The 21,930-nt window shown below is 53.9% G+C and carries 18 protein-coding genes and 1 pseudogene; 5 read left to right on the top strand and 14 right to left on the bottom strand.

The genetic code is table 11. The features are described 5' to 3' along the window. Nucleotides 1-11 precede the first annotated feature (11 nt). The 7 genes and pseudogenes from gltP to nrfA form a co-directional block, all read right to left on the bottom strand. Nucleotides 12-1,322 carry a glutamate/aspartate:proton symporter GltP gene (gene gltP / locus OGY71_RS05890; protein ID WP_003826659.1) on the bottom strand — a complete coding sequence of 437 codons (1,311 nt, stop codon included), beginning with the start codon at nucleotides 1,320-1,322 and terminating at the stop codon, nucleotides 12-14. A gap of 344 nt (nucleotides 1,323-1,666) precedes the next feature. Continuing rightward, nucleotides 1,667-2,278 (bottom strand): heme lyase NrfEFG subunit NrfG, encoded by a 612-nt coding sequence (gene nrfG, locus OGY71_RS05885; RefSeq protein WP_003826658.1) that lies wholly within the window; start codon nucleotides 2,276-2,278, stop codon nucleotides 1,667-1,669. After that, a pseudogene (gene nrfF, locus OGY71_RS05880) lies at nucleotides 2,275-4,504 on the bottom strand (heme lyase NrfEFG subunit NrfF). Before nrfF ends, nrfG begins: the two are co-directional and overlap by 4 nt. An 8-nt stretch (nucleotides 4,505-4,512) precedes the next feature. Then, entirely contained in the window at nucleotides 4,513-5,469 is a 957-nt protein-coding gene (gene nrfD, locus OGY71_RS05875; protein ID WP_003826653.1) for a cytochrome c nitrite reductase subunit NrfD, read from the bottom strand. Then, complete coding sequence (gene nrfC, locus OGY71_RS05870; protein ID WP_003031761.1) at nucleotides 5,466-6,137, bottom strand: cytochrome c nitrite reductase Fe-S protein; 672 nt, start codon at nucleotides 6,135-6,137, stop codon at nucleotides 5,466-5,468. The genes nrfD and nrfC overlap by 4 nt, the downstream gene beginning before the upstream one ends. Then, nucleotides 6,134-6,700 carry a cytochrome c nitrite reductase pentaheme subunit gene (nrfB, locus tag OGY71_RS05865; protein WP_003826649.1) on the bottom strand — a complete coding sequence of 189 codons (567 nt, stop codon included), beginning with the start codon at nucleotides 6,698-6,700 and terminating at the stop codon, nucleotides 6,134-6,136. Before nrfB ends, nrfC begins: the two co-directional genes overlap by 4 nt. 44 nt (nucleotides 6,701-6,744) lie before the next feature. Next, entirely contained in the window at nucleotides 6,745-8,181 is a 1,437-nt protein-coding gene (gene nrfA / locus OGY71_RS05860) for an ammonia-forming nitrite reductase cytochrome c552 subunit (RefSeq protein WP_003826647.1), read from the bottom strand. Between the two features lie 434 nt (nucleotides 8,182-8,615). Here nrfA and acs point away from each other — a divergent pair, with 434 nt between their 5' ends. The 3 genes from acs (at nucleotide 8,616) to actP (ending at nucleotide 12,726) form a co-directional block, all read left to right on the top strand. Beyond that, a complete protein-coding gene (gene acs / locus OGY71_RS05855) occupies nucleotides 8,616-10,574 on the top strand; it encodes an acetate--CoA ligase (protein ID WP_003826645.1) in 1,959 nt (652 codons plus the stop codon). Nucleotides 10,575-10,765: 191 nt separating this feature from the next. Further along, entirely contained in the window at nucleotides 10,766-11,080 is a 315-nt protein-coding gene (locus OGY71_RS05850; protein ID WP_003826643.1) for a DUF485 domain-containing protein, read from the top strand. Then, nucleotides 11,077-12,726, top strand: coding sequence for a cation/acetate symporter ActP (gene actP, locus OGY71_RS05845; protein WP_267441095.1), 1,650 nt, complete (start codon nucleotides 11,077-11,079; stop codon nucleotides 12,724-12,726). Before OGY71_RS05850 ends, actP begins: the two co-directional genes overlap by 4 nt. A 45-nt stretch (nucleotides 12,727-12,771) precedes the next feature. Here actP and OGY71_RS05840 read toward each other — a convergent pair whose 3' ends face one another. Next, nucleotides 12,772-13,461, bottom strand: a complete 690-nt coding sequence (locus OGY71_RS05840) for an LrgB family protein (protein ID WP_003826639.1) — start codon at nucleotides 13,459-13,461, stop codon at nucleotides 12,772-12,774. Next, on the bottom strand, nucleotides 13,454-13,864 hold the full coding sequence (locus OGY71_RS05835; RefSeq protein WP_003826638.1) for a CidA/LrgA family protein: 411 nt from the start codon (nucleotides 13,862-13,864) through the stop codon (nucleotides 13,454-13,456). Before OGY71_RS05835 ends, OGY71_RS05840 begins: the two co-directional genes overlap by 8 nt. A 101-nt stretch (nucleotides 13,865-13,965) precedes the next feature. On the opposite strand from OGY71_RS05835, the gene OGY71_RS05830 reads away from it, so the two are divergent. Continuing rightward, a complete protein-coding gene (locus tag OGY71_RS05830) occupies nucleotides 13,966-14,856 on the top strand; it encodes a LysR family transcriptional regulator (RefSeq protein ID WP_003826636.1) in 891 nt (296 codons plus the stop codon). Nucleotides 14,857-14,915: 59 nt separating this feature from the next. On the opposite strand, the gene OGY71_RS05825 is transcribed toward OGY71_RS05830, so the two are convergent. From OGY71_RS05825 to soxR, 4 genes are all read right to left on the bottom strand, one after another. Further along, the gene (locus tag OGY71_RS05825) at nucleotides 14,916-15,407 is read right to left on the bottom strand and encodes an REP-associated tyrosine transposase (RefSeq protein ID WP_191219610.1); all 492 of its coding nucleotides are present in this window, start codon (nucleotides 15,405-15,407) and stop codon (nucleotides 14,916-14,918) included. 296 nt (nucleotides 15,408-15,703) lie between these two features. Further along, nucleotides 15,704-17,350, bottom strand: coding sequence for a Na+/H+ antiporter (locus OGY71_RS05820; RefSeq protein WP_003826634.1), 1,647 nt, complete (start codon nucleotides 17,348-17,350; stop codon nucleotides 15,704-15,706). Nucleotides 17,351-17,507: 157 nt separating this feature from the next. Next, the gene (gene ghxP / locus OGY71_RS05815) at nucleotides 17,508-18,857 is read right to left on the bottom strand and encodes a guanine/hypoxanthine transporter GhxP (protein ID WP_003826632.1); all 1,350 of its coding nucleotides are present in this window, start codon (nucleotides 18,855-18,857) and stop codon (nucleotides 17,508-17,510) included. Nucleotides 18,858-19,465: 608 nt separating this feature from the next. Continuing rightward, nucleotides 19,466-19,924, bottom strand: a complete 459-nt coding sequence (gene soxR / locus OGY71_RS05810; RefSeq protein ID WP_003826630.1) for a redox-sensitive transcriptional activator SoxR — start codon at nucleotides 19,922-19,924, stop codon at nucleotides 19,466-19,468. 86 nt (nucleotides 19,925-20,010) lie between these two features. Between soxR and soxS the strand changes: the two genes are divergently transcribed. Next, complete coding sequence (gene soxS, locus OGY71_RS05805; RefSeq protein WP_003031731.1) at nucleotides 20,011-20,334, top strand: superoxide response transcriptional regulator SoxS; 324 nt, start codon at nucleotides 20,011-20,013, stop codon at nucleotides 20,332-20,334. A 2-nt stretch (nucleotides 20,335-20,336) separates the two neighbouring features. On the opposite strand, the gene pdeC is transcribed toward soxS, so the two are convergent. Further along, on the bottom strand, nucleotides 20,337-21,923 hold the full coding sequence (gene pdeC, locus OGY71_RS05800) for a cyclic di-3',5'-guanosine monophosphate phosphodiesterase PdeC (RefSeq protein ID WP_003826627.1): 1,587 nt from the start codon (nucleotides 21,921-21,923) through the stop codon (nucleotides 20,337-20,339). Between the last annotated feature and the right edge of the window lie 7 nt (nucleotides 21,924-21,930).

The raw sequence follows: 21,930 nt of genomic DNA, 5'->3' as shown, positions 1-21,930 counted from the left end.
CCTTATCCGGCCTACAAGGCGGTCTTATCAAACTGACCTAATACTTCGCGCTCATAGGCCAGCGCTTTTTTGCGGTCAAATTTGTGTTCCCACTTGGAGATAACCAGCACCGCCAGTGCGTTACCCACCACGTTCAGCGCGGTACGCGCCATGTCGAGGATACGGTCAACACCGGCAATAAACGCCAGGCCTTCCAGCGGGATCCCCACGCTGCCCAGCGTTGCCAGTAGCACCACGAATGATACGCCCGGCACGCCCGCAATCCCTTTCGAGGTCACCATCAACGTCAACACCAGCACGATTTCCTGCCACAGCGACAGGTCGATACCATACAGCTGCGCAATAAAGATCGCGGCAATACTCTGGTACAGCGTTGAACCATCAAGGTTGAATGAGTAGCCGGTCGGCACCACAAAGCTGGTGATTGAAGCCGGTGCGCCATAGGCTTCCATCTTCTCGATAATACGCGGCAGTACGCTCTCGGAGCTGGCGGTAGAGTAAGCCAGAATCAACTCGTCTTTCAGAATGCGGATCAGGATCCAGATGCTCAAACCGCAGATACGCGCGACAATCCCCAGCACCACCAGCGCGAAGAACAGGATGGCAAAGTGCACCAACAGCACCAGCTTCGCCAGCGGCCACAGGGAGGCAAAACCGAAGTTCGCGACGGTAACGGCAATCAGCGCGAAAACGCCGACTGGCGCATAGCGCATAACCATGTGGGTCACTTTAAACATGGTTTCGGAAATAGAGCGGAACACGGTAACCAGCGGCTCGCGGTGAGTTGCCGGCAGGGAAGACAAGCCTAAACCGAACAGCACCGAGAAGAAGATAATCGGCAGCATATCGCCTTTTGCCATTGAGGCGACGATATTGGTCGGCACCAGTGACAAAATTGTCCCCATCAAACCATGCGCGTGGCTCTGTACTTCTGCAGTCGTGCTTTGATATTTCGAAATATCCACGGTCGCCAGTTGCGACATATCAATCCCGGAACCCGGCTGGAACACATTAGCCAGCGTGATCCCAAGGATAATCGCCACGGTGGTGATCACTTCGAAATAGAGAATAGTTTTGGCGCCAATGCGGCCCAGCTGTTTTGCATCACCGACTCCGGCGATACCGACAACCAGCGTAGAGATGACAATGGGCACAACAATCATTTTGATCAGATGGATAAAGATATCGCCCGCCGGTGACAGCAGGTTTACAACCAGCCATTCACGGCTGTCACTATGGTAATGCAGGTAACTCCCTAGCAGAATGCCCAGCACCATGGCGATTAGAATCTGCCATGCCAGGCTGACTTTCAAATTTTTCATAACAACGGACTTCCTCGATGGAGCGCTATTCCACATGCGGTGTGTGGGAATAGTACATACTGAAAGGGTATGAATTGTGTTGCGTTCGTTTATGGAGTTTTTTAACGCTTATTATCATTATCATCTGCATGGCATTCCGCGCAACCCTCTAAGAACAGGGCTTTTGGCTGATTTTATGCATAAAAATGCAATTTTATCGCGGTATTGATGAATAACTTTTTGTTATAAAAGAATTTTAATATGTTCAAAAATGAAGAAGTCATGGTGTGAGTTTTTTTCGCCCATTTGTTCGTTTGCCTGTTTTTTAAACAGGCCAAATGATACAAATCACAAAAAAAACAAATTTATTTTTGCCGATTCTGCAATAACTTCGCCATATTAATAGAGTCAACGAGCTGTGCCCGGTTCACCCTAGGCGAGTTTAAATCCATAACCTTTTGCCACACTGAAATAGCCTGGGCGTAGTCTGCCTGCATAAACGCATCTGAGGCTAACAGCATCAGCGCGGTGACCTCTGCCGGATCCAGCGCCAGAGCCTTATCAATCATCTCGCGAGTGGGCGGCGTCATATGTTGTCCGGCCTGGTAATACAATACCGTTGCCATCGCTGAATAGATCTCAGCATTTTCACCGCCGACACGCAGCGCCTGCTCGTAGGCCAGCAGCGCATTATGATACGCGTTTTGCCAAAGATAGTACTCCCCGAGTTGCGCCCATTTCACGCCGTCCTGGGGATTAGCGCGAATCTGCGATTGCAGCAAAAGCAACTGTTTTTCCTGAACATTCTCATCGGAGAAAGCATGTAAAGGGTCCGCCAGCCGCGTCTGCTCCTGACGAACCGCCTGCCATTTTGGCGTCAACAGGTAGCCTCCAATGCAGGCCACAACCATCAGCACCGCCGCAGCGGTCAGCCGCTTCACAGGCATTGGGCGTAACAGCGGTTCGGACTGGTTCATTGTTCACCTGCCTCCGTATGCTGACGTCTTCTCACTCGCCAGACCACCACCCCTACCAGCAATAACAACAGGCACGGTAACGCCCACAGCAGCAGCGTTTGCTCATTCAGCGGCGGATTATAACGAACGAAGTCACCATAACGCTCGGTCATCCATGTCGTGATCTCGGCTTCGCTTTTCCCTTCCGCCACCATGCTATAAACCTGATGGCGCATACTGACCGCTACCGGCGCATTGGATTCCAGCAAGTTTTGGTTTTGACACTGCGGGCAGCGAAGCTGGCTGGCAATGGACAGCGCTTGTTCCTGCTGTTGCGGGTTGGCAAACGTCCATGTGTCCACAACCTGGGCATGGGTAGCGAAAGTGATGAAAAACAGGACGAGCGTTAAGAGTAAAAATTTTTTGCCGGAAGGCGCTGCGCTTATCCGGCCTACGGTTCGCGCTGCCTGTAGGCCGGATAAGGCGTTTACGCCGCCATCGGGCAACGCTGTTATTAATTTACGCATCACGCTTCCTTCCTCGCCATCCGCTCAGCAGCGCGCCAAAGACCATTAAGAGTCCCCCACCCCAAATCCAGCGCACGCCGGTCTGCACGTACAAACGCATGGCATAGCGGTCAGGTCCGGTTTTTTCACCCATTACCGCGTACCAGTCATGCATCAGATTCCAGCGGATCCCCGGCTCCATCATCTGTTGACGGCGCGCGGCATAGAAGCGCCTTTCGGGTTGCAGGCTGCCAATACGTTTCTCATTGTGCCACAGCGTGATCTGCGCTTTTTCACTGGTGTAGTTACCTTTGGCTTCCAGGTCGAGACGCTCAAAACGGAAAATGTAACCCGCCAGTTCAACCTGCTGCCCAGGGCTCAGGTTCAGGCTTATCTCCTGACGGCTATCGCTGGAAAAGACGATCCCCGCCGCAAACATCAGCACCCCGGCATGCGCCAGCAGTGCCGGAAGCTGGATGCGGAAAGACACGTTGCGGCTTCTGACCGTTGCCAGCACGATAACCAGCAGCATCAGCAGGCCAAAAGGCAGCGTAGCGCGGTTAAAGTACGGTGCGCCTACGGAGAGCCGTCCCCAGCCGAACAGCCCGTAAATCATCGGGTAGAGCGTGCCAATCAACACAATCAGCAGCACCGCACTAAAGAGCAGCAGCGCAACCAGAATCAGCATCTCGCGTGACCAACCGCCAAAACGCGCATTCTGCCGGACTTGCTGGCCCCGCCAGGCGTACAGCCCGAGCGACGCCAGACTCAACACGGTAAACAGCGCAAACAGCGGCGCGGCGCGGACGTTATCCAGCGCGAAAGCATGCACCGAAACGAGAATGCCGGAACGCACAATCAGCGTCCCCAGCAGCGATAAAATCAGCGTGACGATCGCCAGCAGCAGCGACCAGTGGCGGAAGATTCCGCGCTGGCGCGTGATATACAGGCTATGCAGCAGCGCGCTGGCGGAAAGCCAGGGTAATAAGGAGGCATTTTCAACCGGGTCCCAGAACCACCAGCCGCCCCAGCCCAGCTCGCAATAGGCCCACCAGGAGCCGAGGATAATCCCCAGCGTCAGCGCGCACCAGCCGGGCAGCGCCCAGCGCCAGCACACCCAGGCGCTCTGCGCATTAAAGTCACCACGTAGCAGCGAGGCCAGCGCCACGCCTGCCGCCACCATCAAACCACCGTAACCCAGGTACAGCAGAGGTGGATGGAGGATTAACCCGAGATGTTGCAGCATCGGGTTAAGGTCGCGCCCTTCAATGGCTGGCGGGAAGATGCGCACGAACGGATCGGACCATAGCACCACAAACAGCAACAGCAGGGCCGTTATCATTGAAAGGACGCTGAGCGTCAGCGGAAACAGCGCGTCGGTATCACGCCGATAGCGTAAAGCGAACAGCGCGCTCCAGCCGGAAAGAAACAGCACCCACAGCAGCAGCGATCCTTCATGACCGCCCCACACCGCCGCCAGTTTTAATCCCCACGGCAGCAGGCTGTAGCTGTGCTGAGCAACGTAGACCACCGAAAAGTCGCTGGTCAAAAAGCAGAATACCAGAATGGCAAAAGCCAGCAGTAGCAGGGTAAATTGCGCCCACACGCCCACCGTTGCAAGCCGCATCACCCCTTGCCAGCGCTGGCGGACACCCACCAACACGGCAAGCGGGGTCAACACGTTGACCCCAAGGCTTAATAACAGCGCCAGAAAACCGGCTTCAGGAAGGAGAACGTCCAGATATCACCTTACGCAACGGTTAGCTGACCCGCATAGAGTATAAAAAAACGCAGCAGCAGTACGCCGGTCAGGCTGGCGCCGCAGACTGCCAGCACGCCATGAAACGTCGAACTGCGGTTGGCCCAGGGTTTTAGCAGCATCGGCAGTATCAGCCCAAGCCCAGCCACGCCAAGCCAGAACCACCAGGTCCAGAATCCGCCGCCCAGTGCCGCCGCCAGCGCGCGCATTTTGCCGTCATCGCCCAGCGCCAGACCGACGAAGAACGCCGCCAGCAGGAAGATCTCCAGCCATACCACCGGGACTTCCATGCGGTGCACAAAGTGCGCTTCGGTGCTGTGCGGGTTGCTACGATGGCGTAACGCCATGGCGATCAGCGCCACCGCGGCGCCGGAGGAGATCCCAGAGAACAGGAACAGCACCGGCAGAATCGGGTTATTCAGGAACGGGTAAGATTTCAGCGCCGACAGCAGGAAGCCGGTGTACGCCCCGAGCAGAACCGCCAGCACCAGCATTAACGTCTCAAGCGCACGATGGAAAGGCCCGATCAGCGTCAATACTTTCTGCACGATACCTAACCGCGGCAGCCAGCGCTGTTGCAGGGCAATCACCTCTTTTTCAAAGATTTTTGCCAGCCACAGCACTAACACCACCATGTACAACTGGAACAGCATGACCCCCATTGACATCACCGAAGTGAAGCTGTAGTGGAACATCAGTTTCCAGAAAGTCCATGGACGCGTCAGGTGGAACACCAGAATTAACAGACCGAGGATAATCGCCCCCGGTCCTAACACCAGAGTAGTGCGCAGCAGCGTGCTGTCCGAACCGCCCGCCTCCGGATGGAAGCGACGCAGCAGAATCGCCAGCGTGACCAGTCCGGCAGAGATACCTATCAGGAACAGATAGATGGCAATGGGCCAGTCCCACACCAATGATTCAAAATGAAATGCAGAAGCGGATGTCATTGGCTCACCTCCCCAAATTTAAAGGGAACGCGGTAGACCTTCGGTTTTGTACCCAACGCCAGCTTGTAACGGTAGGTCGTTTTCTGCTGCAACAAACGGGAGATATCGCTGTTGGGATCGTCCAGATTACCAAACGTCAGCGCCTTCGTCGGACATGACTCAACGCAGGCGGGCTGTTTGCCCGCTTTCAGGTTGGTTTTCCGGCAGAAATCGCATTTATCCGCCGTTTTGCTCACCGGATGGATAAAGCGCACGCGATAAGGACACGCGGCGATGCAGTACTGGCAGCCAACACAAAGGTCCGGGTTCACATCCACAATGCCGCTGGCGGCATCGCGATACGATGCCCCCGTCGGGCAGACGTCAACGCAGGGAGCGTGGTCGCAGTGCTGGCACGAGTGACGGAAGAAGCGATACTTCACATCAGGAAACGTACCCTGTGGCTCACTGCGAATAATCGTCAGACGCGATACGCCTTCCGGCACGTTGTTGACTTCGCGACAAGCATCCATACAGGCCGTACAGCCGATGCATAATGACTCATCATGTACCATACCGTAACGCACGCCGTTGATGTTCAGCGTCTTCGCCACAACGCGCCCCGCCGTCCCGCTCACTGCCACCAGCGCGCCGACGCCGGTGATAAACTGGCGACGAGAGCAACTCATGGATGCTCCTTAAGCAACGGAATCGACGCCGGGTTAAAGTTCGGATTGTTACGCTGATCGCTGTGGCAATCGACGCAAATCTTGATCCGTCCTTTATCGCTCAGCGTTTGCATCGTGTCTTGCTTCGGATGCAGTGAGTGACAGCTGGCACACGCCACTTTGGTTACGTGGACATCGTGCGGCCAGAACGCTTTTTGCAGCTGCTCAGGCAGGTGACAGGACATACAGACGCTGTTCTGCTGCTCCACGTTGTACATCGGCTCATTAAAGCGCATCACATCTTTCACCCCTTCACGGTGGTTCGGTGACGGCTGGCCGTGACAGTTGGTGCAGGTGACCGGCAGTTTGTTATTCGGGTTGATGACTTCCGCATGCTTACCATGCATGCCTTCGGTATCCGGCTTGTGACAGTCCAGACAAGCGGCATCCGGATTACGCTGTTGGGTAACCGTCCAGCGTTGATCCGACTCCTGTGGCGTTGGCGTGGCAGTGATTCCACTCAGGCTCCATAACAAGCCTGACGCCAGCACCCCAGCAGTTAATAACGAACGTAATACGCTCATATTCACTCCGTTGAGTTATCCGCCCCTTGCGGGGCGAAATGGGGTTATTGGCTTAACAGACCGTTTTTACGCGCCTGATCTTCCCACTGCGGAATCACCGTTTTGATGAAGTCCTGCTTCTCAGCATTGATTTGCTGCATGTTCAGACCAATCGCCGCCTGGGCTTTCTCTTTGGTCGAGATATCCGGCAACGGAATTTCATGCGTGATGCCTTTGGTCGCCAGCAGACGGACCAGTTTGGTACGCGCGTCAGCGGCTTTATCCATTGCGCTACCCAGCATCCGCAGACCTTCTTCCGGGGCGTGCATATGAATGCCGTGTGAGGCGATAGACAGGTCCCAGCGCCATTGTGCGTGACGGATATCTTCCAGAATCGGCTTCATTTCCGCTTCAGTCGCGCCCGCATCCCATGCGGCTTTCGCTTCGAAGTGCGCACGAACCAGCTGATCTTCAACCTTGATTTTCAGGTCATGAATGGCCTGTTTACGCTCGGCGACCACTTTTTGCAGGGACGCTTTGTCCTGGGTGTGGCAGTTCGCGCAGGTCTGAGGGAAGTTATCGAACGGATTACCAATCTTATGGTCGGTGTAGATCTTGCCTTCCGCGTTTTGCACTTTCGGCATGTGGCAGTCGATACAGGTCACGTTGTTCTTGCCGTGAATGCCCGCGCTCCAGGTTTCATACTCCGGGTGCTGCGCTTTCAGCATCGGCGTTTTAGACAGGGAGTTGGTCCAGTCAGAGAAAGCAATGTTGTCGTAGTATTTCTCCATGTTCTCGACTTTCATGCCGTCGTCCCACGGGAACTTAACGGCTTTGTTTTTACCGTCGAAGTAGTATTCCACGTGACACTGGCCGCAGACCATGGATTGCTGGTCAAAGCGACCGGCTTTCTCAAACGGTTTGCCGATGGCTTCCATCGCACGTTCTGCATAAGGACGCGACAGAGTCAGTTCTGGCTTGCCTTTGGCGAAGTCTGGTGACGCGGTATTATGGCAATCCGCACAACCGAGGTTGTTAACAATTTCCGGACCGCCGCGCGCCCATTTACCGTGGAAGTAGCCATCTTCACCGTCTTTCTGGATAAGACGCGCTACGTCCGGGCTTTTACAGCTCCAGCAGGCCATCGGCAACGGACCATCTTCTGCCGTTTTTGGTGCGCCGGTACGTAAGGTTTCACGGACATCGGTCACGGCATACGCGTGTCCCCGCGGTTTGTTGTAATCGCGCGAGAATGGGTATCCCGCCCACAGGATCACCAGACGCGGATCTTCTGCCAGTGCATCTTCACGGGCTGATTGCTCAGACGTGGCTTTCCAGGAGAGATATTGATCGGGATGCTGAGGTGCGAAGGTTTCATTCTTCGCTTCAACGGTGACGGTTTTTGCAGGTACAGAAGTTTGTTCAGCGTGAACAGCAGAAATAAATAATAAAGGTAATAACAGGCTGAAGAAACGGCGTACGCGTGATTTTATCCTTGCCATAGGGGTCTCATCCAGATGACGCCATTATCTGCAATGGCGGTTCTTTTATTGTTTTCCACAACAGCAACCACACGAATACTGTCATGACATTGCTCCACCCTATTTGTAACAAGAAACCACACTGAAAATGTTGTTTTTAATCAATTGTAAGTGTATGTAAAATACCACTTTAGAGTTATAACACCCCTCTAACCTCTCACTCTTTTGTCTAATTCAGAGACAGATCACCTTTTCAACAATCCTTTAGATAACTGCATGTTATCGCGAGATTTGATCAATTTTTGCTAGTTCCCTTCAAAATTCAGTTTGTCGCTAATTTGCACAATTCGTTTATTGCGTGATCTGCCGCGCAAATACTAAACAAAACTCTCAAAGCCCCTACATTTAACGTTTATGAGACATATTATTAACATCCTACAAGGAGAACAAAAGCCATGAGCCAAATACATAAACACGCTATTCCCGCAAACATTGCGGATCGTTGCCTGATAAATCCGGAGCAGTACGCAGAGAAATACCAGCAATCCGTTAACGAACCCGACACATTTTGGGGCGAGCAGGGAAAGATTCTTGATTGGATCAAGCCGTACAGCCAGGTGAAGAACACCTCCTTCGCACCAGGCAACGTGTCTATTAAATGGTACGAAGACGGCACTCTGAACCTGGCCGCAAACTGCCTTGACCGCCATCTGCAGGCAAACGGCGATCGTACCGCCATTATCTGGGAAGGCGATGACGCTACCCAAAGCAAAAACATTACCTATCGCGAGTTGCATCGCGATGTCTGCCGTTTCGCCAATACGCTACTGGATTTAGGCATTAAAAAAGGTGACGTGGTGGCCATTTATATGCCGATGGTGCCAGAGGCTGCGGTTGCCATGCTGGCCTGTGCCCGCATTGGGGCCGTGCATTCTGTCATCTTCGGCGGTTTCTCACCGGAAGCCGTCGCCGGACGTATTATCGACTCCAATTCACGCCTGGTGATCACCGCCGACGAAGGCGTACGCGCCGGACGCGCTATCCCACTGAAAAAGAACGTGGATGATGCGCTGAAAAATCCAAACGTGAAAACCGTTGAACATGTGGTCGTCCTCAAACGTACCGGTGGTAAAACGGAGTGGCAGGAAGGCCGTGACCTGTGGTGGTCCGATCTTATCGAGAAAGCCAGCTCAGAACACCAACCGGAAGAGATGAACGCGGAAGATCCGCTGTTTATCCTGTATACCTCCGGTTCAACCGGCAAGCCGAAAGGCGTGCTGCACACCACCGGCGGGTATCTGGTCTACGCTGCAACCACCTTTAAGTACGTGTTTGATTATCATCAGGGCGATATCTATTGGTGTACCGCTGACGTGGGTTGGGTAACCGGACACAGCTACCTGCTGTACGGCCCGCTGGCCTGCGGCGCAACCACGCTGATGTTTGAAGGTGTGCCAAACTGGCCAACGCCTGCGCGTATGTCGCAGGTTGTGGACAAGCACCAGGTCAATATTCTGTATACCGCACCGACCGCCATTCGCGCACTGATGGCAGAAGGCGACAAAGCGATTGAAGGTACTGACCGTTCGTCGCTGCGTATCCTGGGTTCCGTTGGCGAGCCGATCAACCCGGAAGCGTGGGAGTGGTACTGGAAGAAGATCGGCAACGAAAAATGCCCGGTCGTCGATACCTGGTGGCAAACCGAAACCGGGGGATTCATGATCACCCCACTGCCGGGCGCTACCGAGCTGAAAGCCGGTTCTGCAACCCGTCCGTTCTTTGGCGTACAGCCTGCGATTGTCGATAACGAAGGTAATCCGCTGGAAGGCGCGACGGAAGGTAACCTGGTGATTACCGACTCATGGCCAGGCCAGGCGAGAACCCTGTTTGGCGATCATGAACGCTTTGAGCAAACCTACTTCTCTACCTTCAAGAATATGTACTTCAGCGGTGACGGCGCGCGCCGTGACGAAGATGGCTATTACTGGATCACCGGACGAGTGGACGATGTGCTGAACGTCTCCGGCCACCGTCTGGGAACGGCTGAAATCGAATCTGCGCTGGTGTCGCATCCGAAGATTGCTGAAGCCGCAGTGGTCGGTATCCCGCATAACATTAAAGGTCAGGCGATCTACGCCTACGTCACGCTGAATCACGGCGAAGAACCGTCACCTGAGTTGTACGCCGAGGTTCGCAACTGGGTGCGTAAAGAAATTGGCCCGCTGGCAACGCCAGACGTGCTGCACTGGACCGACTCACTGCCGAAAACCCGCTCCGGCAAAATCATGCGCCGCATTCTGCGTAAAATCGCGGCGGGCGATACCAGCAATCTGGGCGATACCTCGACCCTCGCCGATCCTGGCGTAGTTGAGAAACTGCTCGAAGAGAAGCAGGCCATCGCGATGCCATCATAACAAAGTCCTGAAAATGCCGGATGGCGACGCGAAAGCGTCTTATCCGGCCTACAAATCTGACCCTACCCTCTCTTCACCGGGAGGGAAATATAAAAAACCTCCCCCAAAGGATTTCGCGTTGCAGGACTGCGACAGCAGCCAGGTCATGCCTGCTGCGCGAAAGACGAAGGGGACCTCTGGAGAGCTCTGTGATGAATGACCAAATTTATCAGCGGATAGAAGACAGTGCGCGTTTCAGGGAGTTAGTGGAAAAACGGCAACGGTTTGCCACCATTCTGTCCATCATCATGCTGGCAGTTTATATCGGCTTTATTTTATTGATTGCCTTTGCGCCGGGCTGGCTGGGTACTCCGCTACACGCGGGAACCAGCGTCACCCGCGGTATTCCGATTGGGGTCGGTGTGATCCTTATCTCCTTCATCCTGACCGGGATCTACATCTGGCGGGCAAACGGTGAATTCGATCGCCTGAACAATGCGGTTCTGCACGAGGTTAAAGCATCATGAAGAGAGTCCTGACGGCGCTTGCCGCCACGCTGCCCTTCGCCACAAACGCGGCGGATGCTATTAGCGGTGCAGTCCAGCGCCAGCCAACCAACTGGCAGGCGATTATCATGTTCCTGATTTTCGTCATCTTTACGCTCGGCATTACCTACTGGGCGTCAAAGCGCGTACGTTCGCGTAATGACTACTACACCGCTGGCGGTAACATCACCGGTTTCCAGAACGGGCTGGCGATTGCGGGCGACTATATGTCGGCGGCATCGTTCCTCGGGATTTCCGCGCTGGTGTTTACCTCGGGTTATGACGGGCTGATCTATTCCCTCGGCTTCCTGGTTGGCTGGCCAATTATCCTGTTTCTGATTGCTGAGCGTTTGCGTAACCTGGGTCGTTACACCTTTGCCGACGTTGCGTCTTATCGTCTGAAGCAAGGGCCAATCCGTATTCTGTCCGCCTGTGGTTCCCTGGTGGTGGTTGCGCTGTACCTGATCGCGCAGATGGTTGGTGCAGGTAAGCTGATTGAGCTGCTGTTTGGTCTGAACTATCACATCGCTGTCGTACTGGTTGGCGTGCTGATGATGATGTACGTTTTGTTTGGCGGCATGTTGGCGACCACCTGGGTACAGATCATCAAAGCCGTACTGTTGCTGTTCGGTGCCAGCTTCATGGCCTTTATGGTGATGAAACACGTCGGCTTTAGCTTCAATAATCTGTTCACCGAAGCGATGGCGGTACACCCGAAAGGCTCAGCCATTATGAGTCCGGGCGGACTGGTGAAAGATCCGATCTCCGCGCTGTCGTTAGGTCTCGGCCTGATGTTTGGTACGGCAGGCTTGCCGCACATCCTGATGCGCTTCTTCACGGTTAGCGATGCCCGTGAAGCACGTAAGAGCGTGTTCTACGCCACCGGTTTTATGGGTTATTTCTACATCCTGACCTTTATCATCGGCTTTGGCGCAATCATGCTGGTAGGTGCTAATCCGGCGTACAAAGATGCTGCGGGCGCGCTGATTGGCGGTAATAACATGGCGGCGGTTCACCTGGCGAATGCGGTAGGCGGTAACCTGTTCCTCGGCTTCATCTCAGCAGTGGCCTTTGCCACCATCCTGGCGGTGGTTGCCGGCCTGACGTTGGCGGGCGCATCGGCGGTTTCTCACGACCTGTACGCCAACGTATTCCGTAAAGGCGCAACTGAACGTGAAGAGCTGCGAGTCTCGAAGATTACCGTACTGGTGCTGGGCGTGATTGCTATTCTGCTCGGCGTGCTGTTTGAGAACCAGAACATCGCCTTCATGGTGGGCCTGGCGTTTGCTATCGCGGCCAGCTGCAACTTCCCTATCATTCTGCTCTCCATGTACTGGTCAAAACTGACCACGCGTGGCGCAATGTTGGGTGGCTGGTTAGGCCTGCTGACGGCGGTTGTGCTGATGGTGCTTGGCCCAACGATTTGGGTCCAGATCCTCGGACACGAAAAAGCCATTTTCCCGTATGAGTATCCGGCGCTGTTCTCCATCAGCGTAGCATTCCTCGGGATCTGGTTCTTCTCAGCCACCGACAACTCAGAAGAAGGCAACCGCGAACGCGAGCAGTTCCGTGCTCAGTTCATCCGTTCCCAGACCGGGTACGGCGTAGAACAAGGTCGCGCGCACTAACTTCCCTTCTCCTCCGGCTTTCGGGCCGGAGGATTACATCCTTTCTCAGAACATCAGCTTCGCCACCAGTGGTGCCACCAGCACCATCACCACGCCGGAAAGCATCATCACCAGGCTGGCAACGACCCCTTCCTGCTGACCGAGCTCATAAGAGCGTGCCGTGCCTGCGCCGTGCGATGCTGCGCCAAATCCTGCGCCTTTCGCCATCCCTTCACGAATAGAAAGCCGTAAAAACAGCACATCGCCGACCGCCATACCAAATACACCGGTCACCACCACGAACAATGCCACCAGGTCCGGCTGCCCGCCCAACGGTTCTGCCGCCGCCAGCGCAAACGGTGTGGTGACGGAGCGCACCGCCAGACTGCGTTGGATCTCATCAGGCAACATAAACAGGCGCGCCAGCCATACGGAACTGGTGACGGCCACCAGCGTTGCCGTTACCACGCCCGCCGTCAGCGACATCCAGTGACGCTTAATCACGGCAAGGTTGTCATACACCGGAACGGCAAAGGCGATGGTAGCCGGGCCTAACAGCCACAGCAACCAGTGCGATTCACCAATATAGTTTTGCCAGGAGATATGGCCGAAAACCAGCATCAGCACCAGCAGGGCCGGGGTGAGAACTAATGGCATCAGGGGTAATTTACGAAAACGGCGATACAGACGCTTATTGGCAAAGTAGATACCCAGCGTAATCACCAGACACAATACGCTTAACTGGAAATTACTCACGGTTTAGCCTGCGCATTTCATAGCGATACACTTTATCCACGACCCACGCCGTTGCGCCGAGCACCATCAGCGTACTGATCGCAATCACGGCAAATATACGCCAGCCATCAACCAGCAACAGCTGCGTGTAGTTCACAACGGCGACCACCGCCGGGACAAAAAACAGAAGCATTTCAGCCAGTAACCAGCGAGCACCTGCGCGAATCCAGTTCAGCGGGATAACTCGACAGACAATTAACGCCAGCATCAGCACCATCCCTACCAGGTTGGCAGGAAGCGGCAGATGCAGCCAGGAGACAAGATATTGAGCAAATACAAAGAGACCTGCATACAACAGAACCTGAACGGGGATCTGGAGTCGATGAATAACGGCAGGCGTCACGCGGCTTATCGCCACAGCCATGAGGGTATGTCCTTAAAAAATAGAGAGCGCCAGTATAGAGAGCCCCCGTCCAGGACTGAAATGAATTAAACTCATTGCAGGCATAGTCTTAAGGAATAATCATGGATATCAGAACGCTGAGATATTTTGTTGAGGTGGTTCGTCAGCAGAGCTTTACCCGCGCAGCGGAGAAGCTTTTTGTCACCCAGCCCACCATCAGCAAGATGTTGAAGAACCTTGAAGACGAGCTTAACTGCACGCTGTTAATCCGCGACGGTCGGCGACTGCTGTTAACCGACACCGGGCAGGTCGTTTTCGAACGCGGCCTGGCGATCCTTGCCGAGTTTCGCCAGCTTGAAGCGGAACTCAGTGACATTAATCACCTCAACAAGGGCGTGCTGCGCCTCGGTATCCCGCCCATGGTGGGGATGTTGATGGCCGGGCCGATCGGCCTGTTTCGCCAGCGTTATCCCGGCGTGGAGCTGAAGGTCTCTGAATTTGGCGGCTTAACCGTTCAGCAGGCGGTAATGAACGGTGACCTGGATGTCGCGATGACCGCGCTGCCGGTTGAAGAAGAGAGCGGTCTGGCAACCCTGCCGCTTTTTAGCCATCCACTCTGCGTGTTGGTTCCTCGCTCCGGTCAGTGGACAACGTGCGAATCCATTCCCCCTGAGGCGCTGGCGGAACATCCGCTGCTTATCTACAACGAAGATTTCGCGTTGAGCCGCCAATTGCTTGAGCTGTTTAGCCAACACAACGTCAAGCCCCGCATAGCGGTGCGCAGCGGGCAGTGGGATTTTCTGGCGGCAATGGTACAAGCCGGAGTCGGGATTGCCATTTTACCAGAGCCGATTTGCCAGCGACTGGATAAGCAAACGTTGCGCTGGATCCCTCTGGAGAGTGACTTACGCTGGCAGTTGGGCATGATTTGGCGCGAAGGCGTTTATCTGTCGCACAGCGCCCAGGCGTGGCTCAAATGCTGTGAAGGGTTTTGGCTACCGCAAGCGTCGTAAAATGCCGGATGCGGCCTACATCGGTATGCTGGTCTTGTAGGCCTGATAAGCGTAGCGCATCAGGCACGTTCACCCGCATTAAAATCCATTATTTCACCTGCCCAATCTTGCGGGTACAAACCGTGCCTCACATCACGATGAAATGTTGAAAAAGGCCAGTCCTGTACCTGCTTTACCCAACCATGCTTCACCGGGTTAATGTAAATATAATCAATATGCTGGCGATAATCATGTTCATCACGGATGGTGTGCTCCCAAAAGCGAGATTGCCAGATATGTCGGGAAGACAATGAGTGGGTGAAATGCTTCTTAATTTCCCGCCAGCGAGAGGAATAATCCGCATCATTGTCAGGTAACGTCCATATGCAATGCATATGCTCGGGTAAAACGACCCACGCATTAATGCGAAAAGGCCTAACCTTTTTGACCGCAGCGATTGCACACCGAAGCGCGTGAATGTTGGCAGTCAGAAGATGGCTTCGACGGTCCTGCAGATTTACCGTAAAAAACCAGGTTCCCCCATTGATGTAATTTCGTCGATAGTTGGACATGTTTCCCCCTTTCCTCAACCGTATGGAGAAAAGAGGGAATCAACAAGAGGGATGGATTCGTTCAGGAAAGCCGCTCGCAAATTACACGATGAATAATTTCTTGCAGCCAGTTGCGCGCCATTTGGCACACCCTTCGCCGGATGCGGTTAGCGCCTTATCCGGCCTGCATCGCTATTACCGATCTTGTAGGCCTGATAAGCGTAGCGCATCAGGCACACCCCTCGCCGGATGCGGTTAGCGCCTTATCCGGCCTACATCGGTATGCCGGTCTTGTAGGCCGCATCAGGCACTACCGTTTACTGATTCTCGATCAACAGCGCTTCCAGCAAATCCAGGTCGTGCAGTAATTTTTGCAGCGTTTCATTGCTGATTTCACGCGTGGCGCGCAGGTGATAAAGCTCCGCGCGTTCTGAACGTAGCGCTGCCAGGCGGAAACGCCGTTCGAGGTTTTCTTCCTGCATCGAGCTTTCCACATCGTTGCGCCCGTCGGCGCGTCGGCGCAGGTTACCAATCACGCGTGAACTCACCTCGGTGAGCAACTGGTTATCGATGTTCTCTTCGGTGTCCGCGGCCAGTCGCTCCTCCATTTTCTGGATCGCGACAATCGCCACTTCTGCCGTGGCAGCGCGGGCAATACGTTCCTCTTTCTGCTGCTGCGAGTGGTCTGCCACTTCCAGATGTTGTAGCAGAATCGGCAGCATCACCACGCCAACAAACAGCGAAAACAGGATCACGCCTGCGGCAAGGAAGATCAGCTCATATCGCGCCGGGAAGCCGCTACCGTCTGGTAACAACAGTGGAATGGAGAGCACACCAGCAAGAGTAATTGCCCCGCGTACACCGGCAAAAGAGGCGATCATGATTTCACGCGTCGTCCAGGATCCAAACTCCATCGGTTTTTTCTTCAGGAAGCGCAGACTGAACTTTTTCATGGTCCACAGCCAGCCAAAACGTACCAGCATTAGCGCCACGTAAATCAGCACGACATCGGTAAACAGCATCCAGATTTCAACATTCGGATCGGCCTCGGCCGCCGCCAAAGAAGACTCCAGAATTCCCGGTAACTGTAGCCCTAACAGCAAGAAGACCATGCCGTTAAATACAAACTCCAGCATCGCCCAGGTACTGTTAGCACGTAAACGCATCGCCAGCGGCGCGCGGCGCATCACCCCGGAACGGGTGATCGTCATCCCGGCAGCGACCGCCGCGAGGATACCGGAAACGCCGATATGTTCCGCAATCAGGTAAGACGCAAACGGCAGCAGGAACAGCAGGACGATTTGCGTTGCCGGCTCGTCACCGCCCCAGCGGCTGAGGAAGCGCAGGGAGCGGCCGTACAGCCAACTGACGACAAAACCAGCCAGGATGCCGCCAATCGCCACTTTGAAGAACTCAAGCGTTGCGCCACCAACGGTGAATACCATCGTGCCCATCGCCACGGCGACGGCAAACTTCAGAGAGACCAGACCGGAGGCGTCGTTCATCAACGCTTCGCCCTGCAGGATACCCATGATTTTCTTCGGTATACGTCCCTCTCCCACAATGCCGGAAAGTGCGACAGCATCGGTTGGCGATAGCACAGCAGCCAGCGCAAAGGCTGGGATGAGAGGGATCCCCGGCACTAGCCAGTAAATCATAAAGCCAATGCCGACCACCGTGACCAGTACCAGCGCCAGCGCCAGGCCGAAAATCTCTCGCCCGTGCTCGAGAAACTCACGCGTTGGCGTCTTCCAGCCATCGGCAAAGAGCAGCGGCGGGATGAACAGAACCAGGAACAGCTCAGGATCGAATTCCACATGCAAACCAAACGTCGGCCACGCCAGCAAGGCGCCGATGGCGATCTGCATAAGGGGTAAAGGAAGTTGGAAGGGCAATACGCGAGTAAATACCCCCGACAGCGAGACCACAAGGGTCATGATGAGTATGGTGAAAAAGATTTCCATGCGTTCCCTGTTTGCGATGTTTCTTATGATTGCTAATGAGAGGCGTCGTGCCTCAATTCTATCTAATTGAGAGTAACGCAAAAGACAACGAGTGTGTTCTGAAAATGAAAACGGGCGGCCAAAGCCACCCGTTTTTAGGATCGTCAGGAAATCAGAATCAGATAGCCCAACCGCCGGCGTAGAAGGCCACCAGCGCGATGGCGATCACCACGGTGCCGATGTTCAGTTTGCGCCATTCACCAGAAACGATGCGGCCAATTACCAGGGTAGCAAAGCCAATCATGATGCCGGTAACGATGTTACAGGTCAGCACGATAAATACGGCCGTAACCAGTCCTGCCATCGCGTCGACAAAGTCAGCAAAGTCGATTTTCGCGACGTTGCTCAGCATCAACAGGCCCACATACATCAGCGCAGGTGCCGTTGCGTACACAGGTACAAGATAAGAGAGCGGAGAGAGGAACAGAATCAGCAGGAACAGTACGCCAACGGTGATCGCTGTCAGGCCGGTTTTACCGCCTGCCGCCGTACCCGCTGCGGATTCAATGTAAACCGCCGCCGGAGCTGCACCCACCAGACCAGAGAACACGCTGCTCAGGGAGTCAGTGGTCAGCGCTTTGCCACCGTCGATAATCTGTCCGTCTTTATCCAGCAGATTCGCCTGTCCGGCTACCGCGCGGATGGTTCCGGTTGCATCGAAGACAGCGGTCATGACCAGCGCCAGCACGCTCGGCAGGACAATCGGGTTCAGTGCCCCCATGATATCCAGGCTGCCGATCAACGAGTTGCCGTTTTCATCACTCAGAGACGGCATAGCAAAAATGCCGGAGAAATGCACGGCCGGGTCGAAAATCAGACCAACCACGGAAATACCGATAATGGTCAGCAGAATGCCACCCGGTACTTTCAGTTTTTCGAGGCCAATAATCACCGCCAGACCAATCAACGACATAATGACCGGGAAGGTATCGAAGTCACCCAGCGCAACCGGCAGGCCGTCCAGCGGGTTCTTAATCACCAGGCCAACACCGTTTGCCGCAATCAGCAGCAGGAACAGGCCGATACCAATCCCCGTGCCATGCGCAACGCCCTGCGGCAGATTGCGCAGGATCCAGCTACGGATACCGGTCGCGGAAATGATGGTAAACAGGACACCCATCAGGAACACCGCACCCAGCGCAACGGGCACGCTAATATGTTGGCCCAGCACCAGACTGAATGCGGTAAATGCGGTCAGAGAAATGGCGCAACCAATTGCCAGCGGCAGGTTTGCCCACAGGCCCATTACGATTGAACCGACGCCTGCGACCAGACAGGTCGCCACAAATACAGCAGCAGGCGGGAACCCGGCTTTACCCAGCATCCCCGGAACCACGATAACGGAGTAGACCATGGCCAGGAAGGTAGTTAATCCGGCAACGACTTCCTGACGAACGGTACTGCCGCGGAGCGAAATTTTAAACCAGGCGTCGAGTGAACCGCCGGTACGCGCTGAAGGCGTAGACATAGAAAACATCCCCTGAGAGTTTATTTTTTCGTCATTATGCGTGCTGGACAATCCACTGCCTGCTAAACGTTTTCTCCATGTGCCAGGTTTGCGTCAATAGGGGTGTCGCAAAAAAGCAAACGTTTAGCTCCGCGCATAAAAAACGGGTGGTAAAAAAAAGCAAACGATTATCCAGCGATCATACGCTGGTTTTCAACTGAACTTTGCCGCTTTTTACTCATTTCTTCTTATAACGCGCAAGAAATAACCAGTCGATGCGCAAACGTTATCGTCAATGCGCAATTTGGCAACAAATTTCGCGGAGTTATTACAACATCGGCGTGTTTATTTCGCGCAACTCGCGCAAGAAAACAGGTGAAGATGCGTAAAATTTTTTGGCTAAAAAATCACCATTTCACTGGCAAATGGAGGGAGGTGGCTTACACTTACATTATCAACACAGGCCGGAACCTCCCCTAATGTGCTCGACTGAGGGGTGTTGATGTCGGGGGAAACCCTCCCGTGAACCAGCGGGATAGAGTGAAAGACAAAGACCGGAACCAAACTAAAGCGCCCTCTGTGGCGCTTTAGTTTTATGCCCTTCATACCCATCACATATTTTAAACCAATTAATCATCTTCCAGCAGCCGCGCTCCGGTCCCCTGCTCGCCAAGCTGATCGCCTGGGTTACGCAACGGGCAATCGCTGCGTGACAAGCATCCGCAACCAATACACCCATCCAGCTCATCACGTAGCGCCACCAAAGTATGAATGCGTCGGTCCAGTTCTTCACGCCATTGCGAAGAGAGCTGCTTCCACTCTTTGGCACTAAGCGAATGCCCCTCAGGTAATACACCTAACGCGTCACCGATCGTGGCCAGCGGGATCCCGATGCGTTGAGCAATCTTGATTATCGCGACGTAACGCAACACATCACGTTTGTATCGCCGCTGATTGCCGCTATTGCGCATGCTACTGATTAACCCTTTGCTTTCATAGAAATGCAGGGTCGATACCGCCACGCCGCTACGTTTGGCGACTTCACCTGGTGTGAGCAGCGCTTTTATCCGGGGTAATTTCTTTTCCATAAATCGCTTTACCTCAAGTTAACTTGAGGAATTATACTCGCCCACAGACAAAACGACGAATCGAATACTGAGAAAGAGGCAGCCCTATGTCCCATCAGCAGATTATTCAGACCCTTATTGAATGGATTGATGAACATATCGATCAACCGCTGAACATTGAGGCGGTGGCGAAAAAATCAGGTTACTCGAAGTGGTATTTACAAAGAATGTTCCGCACGGTGACGCGCCAGACCTTGGGTGACTACATCCGCCAGCGTCGACTTTTGCTGGCCGCCGTTGAACTACGGACAACTGAGCGACCTATTTTTGATATCGCGATGGATCTTGGTTATGTGTCGCAACAAACCTTCTCGCGTGTGTTTCGCCGCGAATTTGATCGTACTCCCAGCGACTACCGCCATCGTCTGTAAGATTATTGCCCGCTCTGCGTCAGTATGGCGGGCGACCGTTGTATCCAGTGCATGAACTCCTGCGGCGGCAGCGCCTTCGCAAAATACCAGCCCTGACAATACTGTACGCCGCGTTCAAGCAGCCATTCGATTTGCTCCTTCGTTTCCACCCCTTCCGCAATCGTCTTCAGGTGTAAGCTTTGTGCCATCTCAATAATATGTTCGGCAATCAAGTGACTGGTGCTATTAGTGGACAACGTGCTAATAAACGATTTGTCGATCTTCAGGATATCGACATTCAGCGCTGACAAATTATGCAGATTGGAATACCCCGTGCCAAAATCATCAAATGCCACTTCATAACCCGCCTTGCGGAACGCCTGGATTACGGGGGTCATTTTATGTACATCTATGAACCCACGCTCGGTCACTTCGACTTTAATTTGCTGGGCCGCCACGGAGTACTCACGATTTTTGTCGTTAATCAGAGCAATCAATCGGGATGAATGAAAGTCAGAAGCGGAAAGGTTAATCGAGATAGAAAGCTGAGGATGCGCCGAAAGAAAATACCCCAAATCGTTGAACACCTCTTCAACGACATAATCCGTGATCCGCTCAATCATTCCCTCTTTTTCAGCCAGTGGAATAAACTCCGTCGGGCTCATCACCTCACCTTTACAGCCCGGCCAGCGCAGCAGAGCTTCAGCACCAACACATTGCCCATTCTTAATATCAATGATCGGCTGGTAATGCAGGCAAAGCTGACGTTTTTTGATCGCGCGTTTTAATAAGCGCCGGGGAGATAAGTATTCCTGGCGCGTGCGCCACCACATTAGCAGTATCAGGATGCTGCAGATAATCCCGAAGGGAATGGTTAATGCCGCCTCGTGATAGAAAATCTGACTTACGCGGTTGTCTGAGGTCGACACAATAATCGCAATTGGACGTTTTTCTGAATGCACGATGGTGTAGAAGCGATCGTCTTGTTGAAAGGTCGAGGCTTCACCGCGTATGAGCGGCGCGAATTGCGCAATATTTGCCGCTTCGCTGGCAGAGAAAAACGTATCTGTTACTGTGTCATACACGCCCCATGAGAGATCCGGATCATCTGACATGACTTCGCTGTAGGACAATGGATTGATGACTGCGACGTAGTTCCCGCGTTGCATGTACGTCATTCTGTAGCCAGCGAAAAAAGGGGTATCGCGGTAGTAATAGATGGAGATATCCGGCGTACGTTTATAATCGGCTGTCGGCATAATATAAGTAACAGGCGGCGCCATCGACGTAGAGCACAAAAAGTGATCGCCCTGCGCATAAATTAGCTCACTGATATATAAACGACCGCGAATAATATTTAGCATACTTTTCTGATGTGCCGGGGTACACATCTTACCCTGATACAACTGGGCCATATCACGCGCCAAATCAGCTTGTAGGATCACCAATTCTGTTTTATTTAACACCAGTTGAGCAAAAGAGCGGAGTTGGCTATGGGTTTCGGTCATCGCCCGGATGTGTGCAAACCATATCGCCAGCACCACGGGGAACAATACCACCATGAATGTTCCCAGGAACTTCAGCAGCTTGCGTCGCGCTCTGTGATTCATGTCAGCC

The sequence above is a fragment of the Citrobacter sp. Cpo109 genome (assembly GCF_030332565.1).
GTDB classification, from domain to species: Bacteria; Pseudomonadota; Gammaproteobacteria; order Enterobacterales; family Enterobacteriaceae; genus Citrobacter; species Citrobacter portucalensis.
Note: the sequence above shows the minus strand (reverse complement) of the source record. Positions and strands in the feature narration are given on the sequence as shown.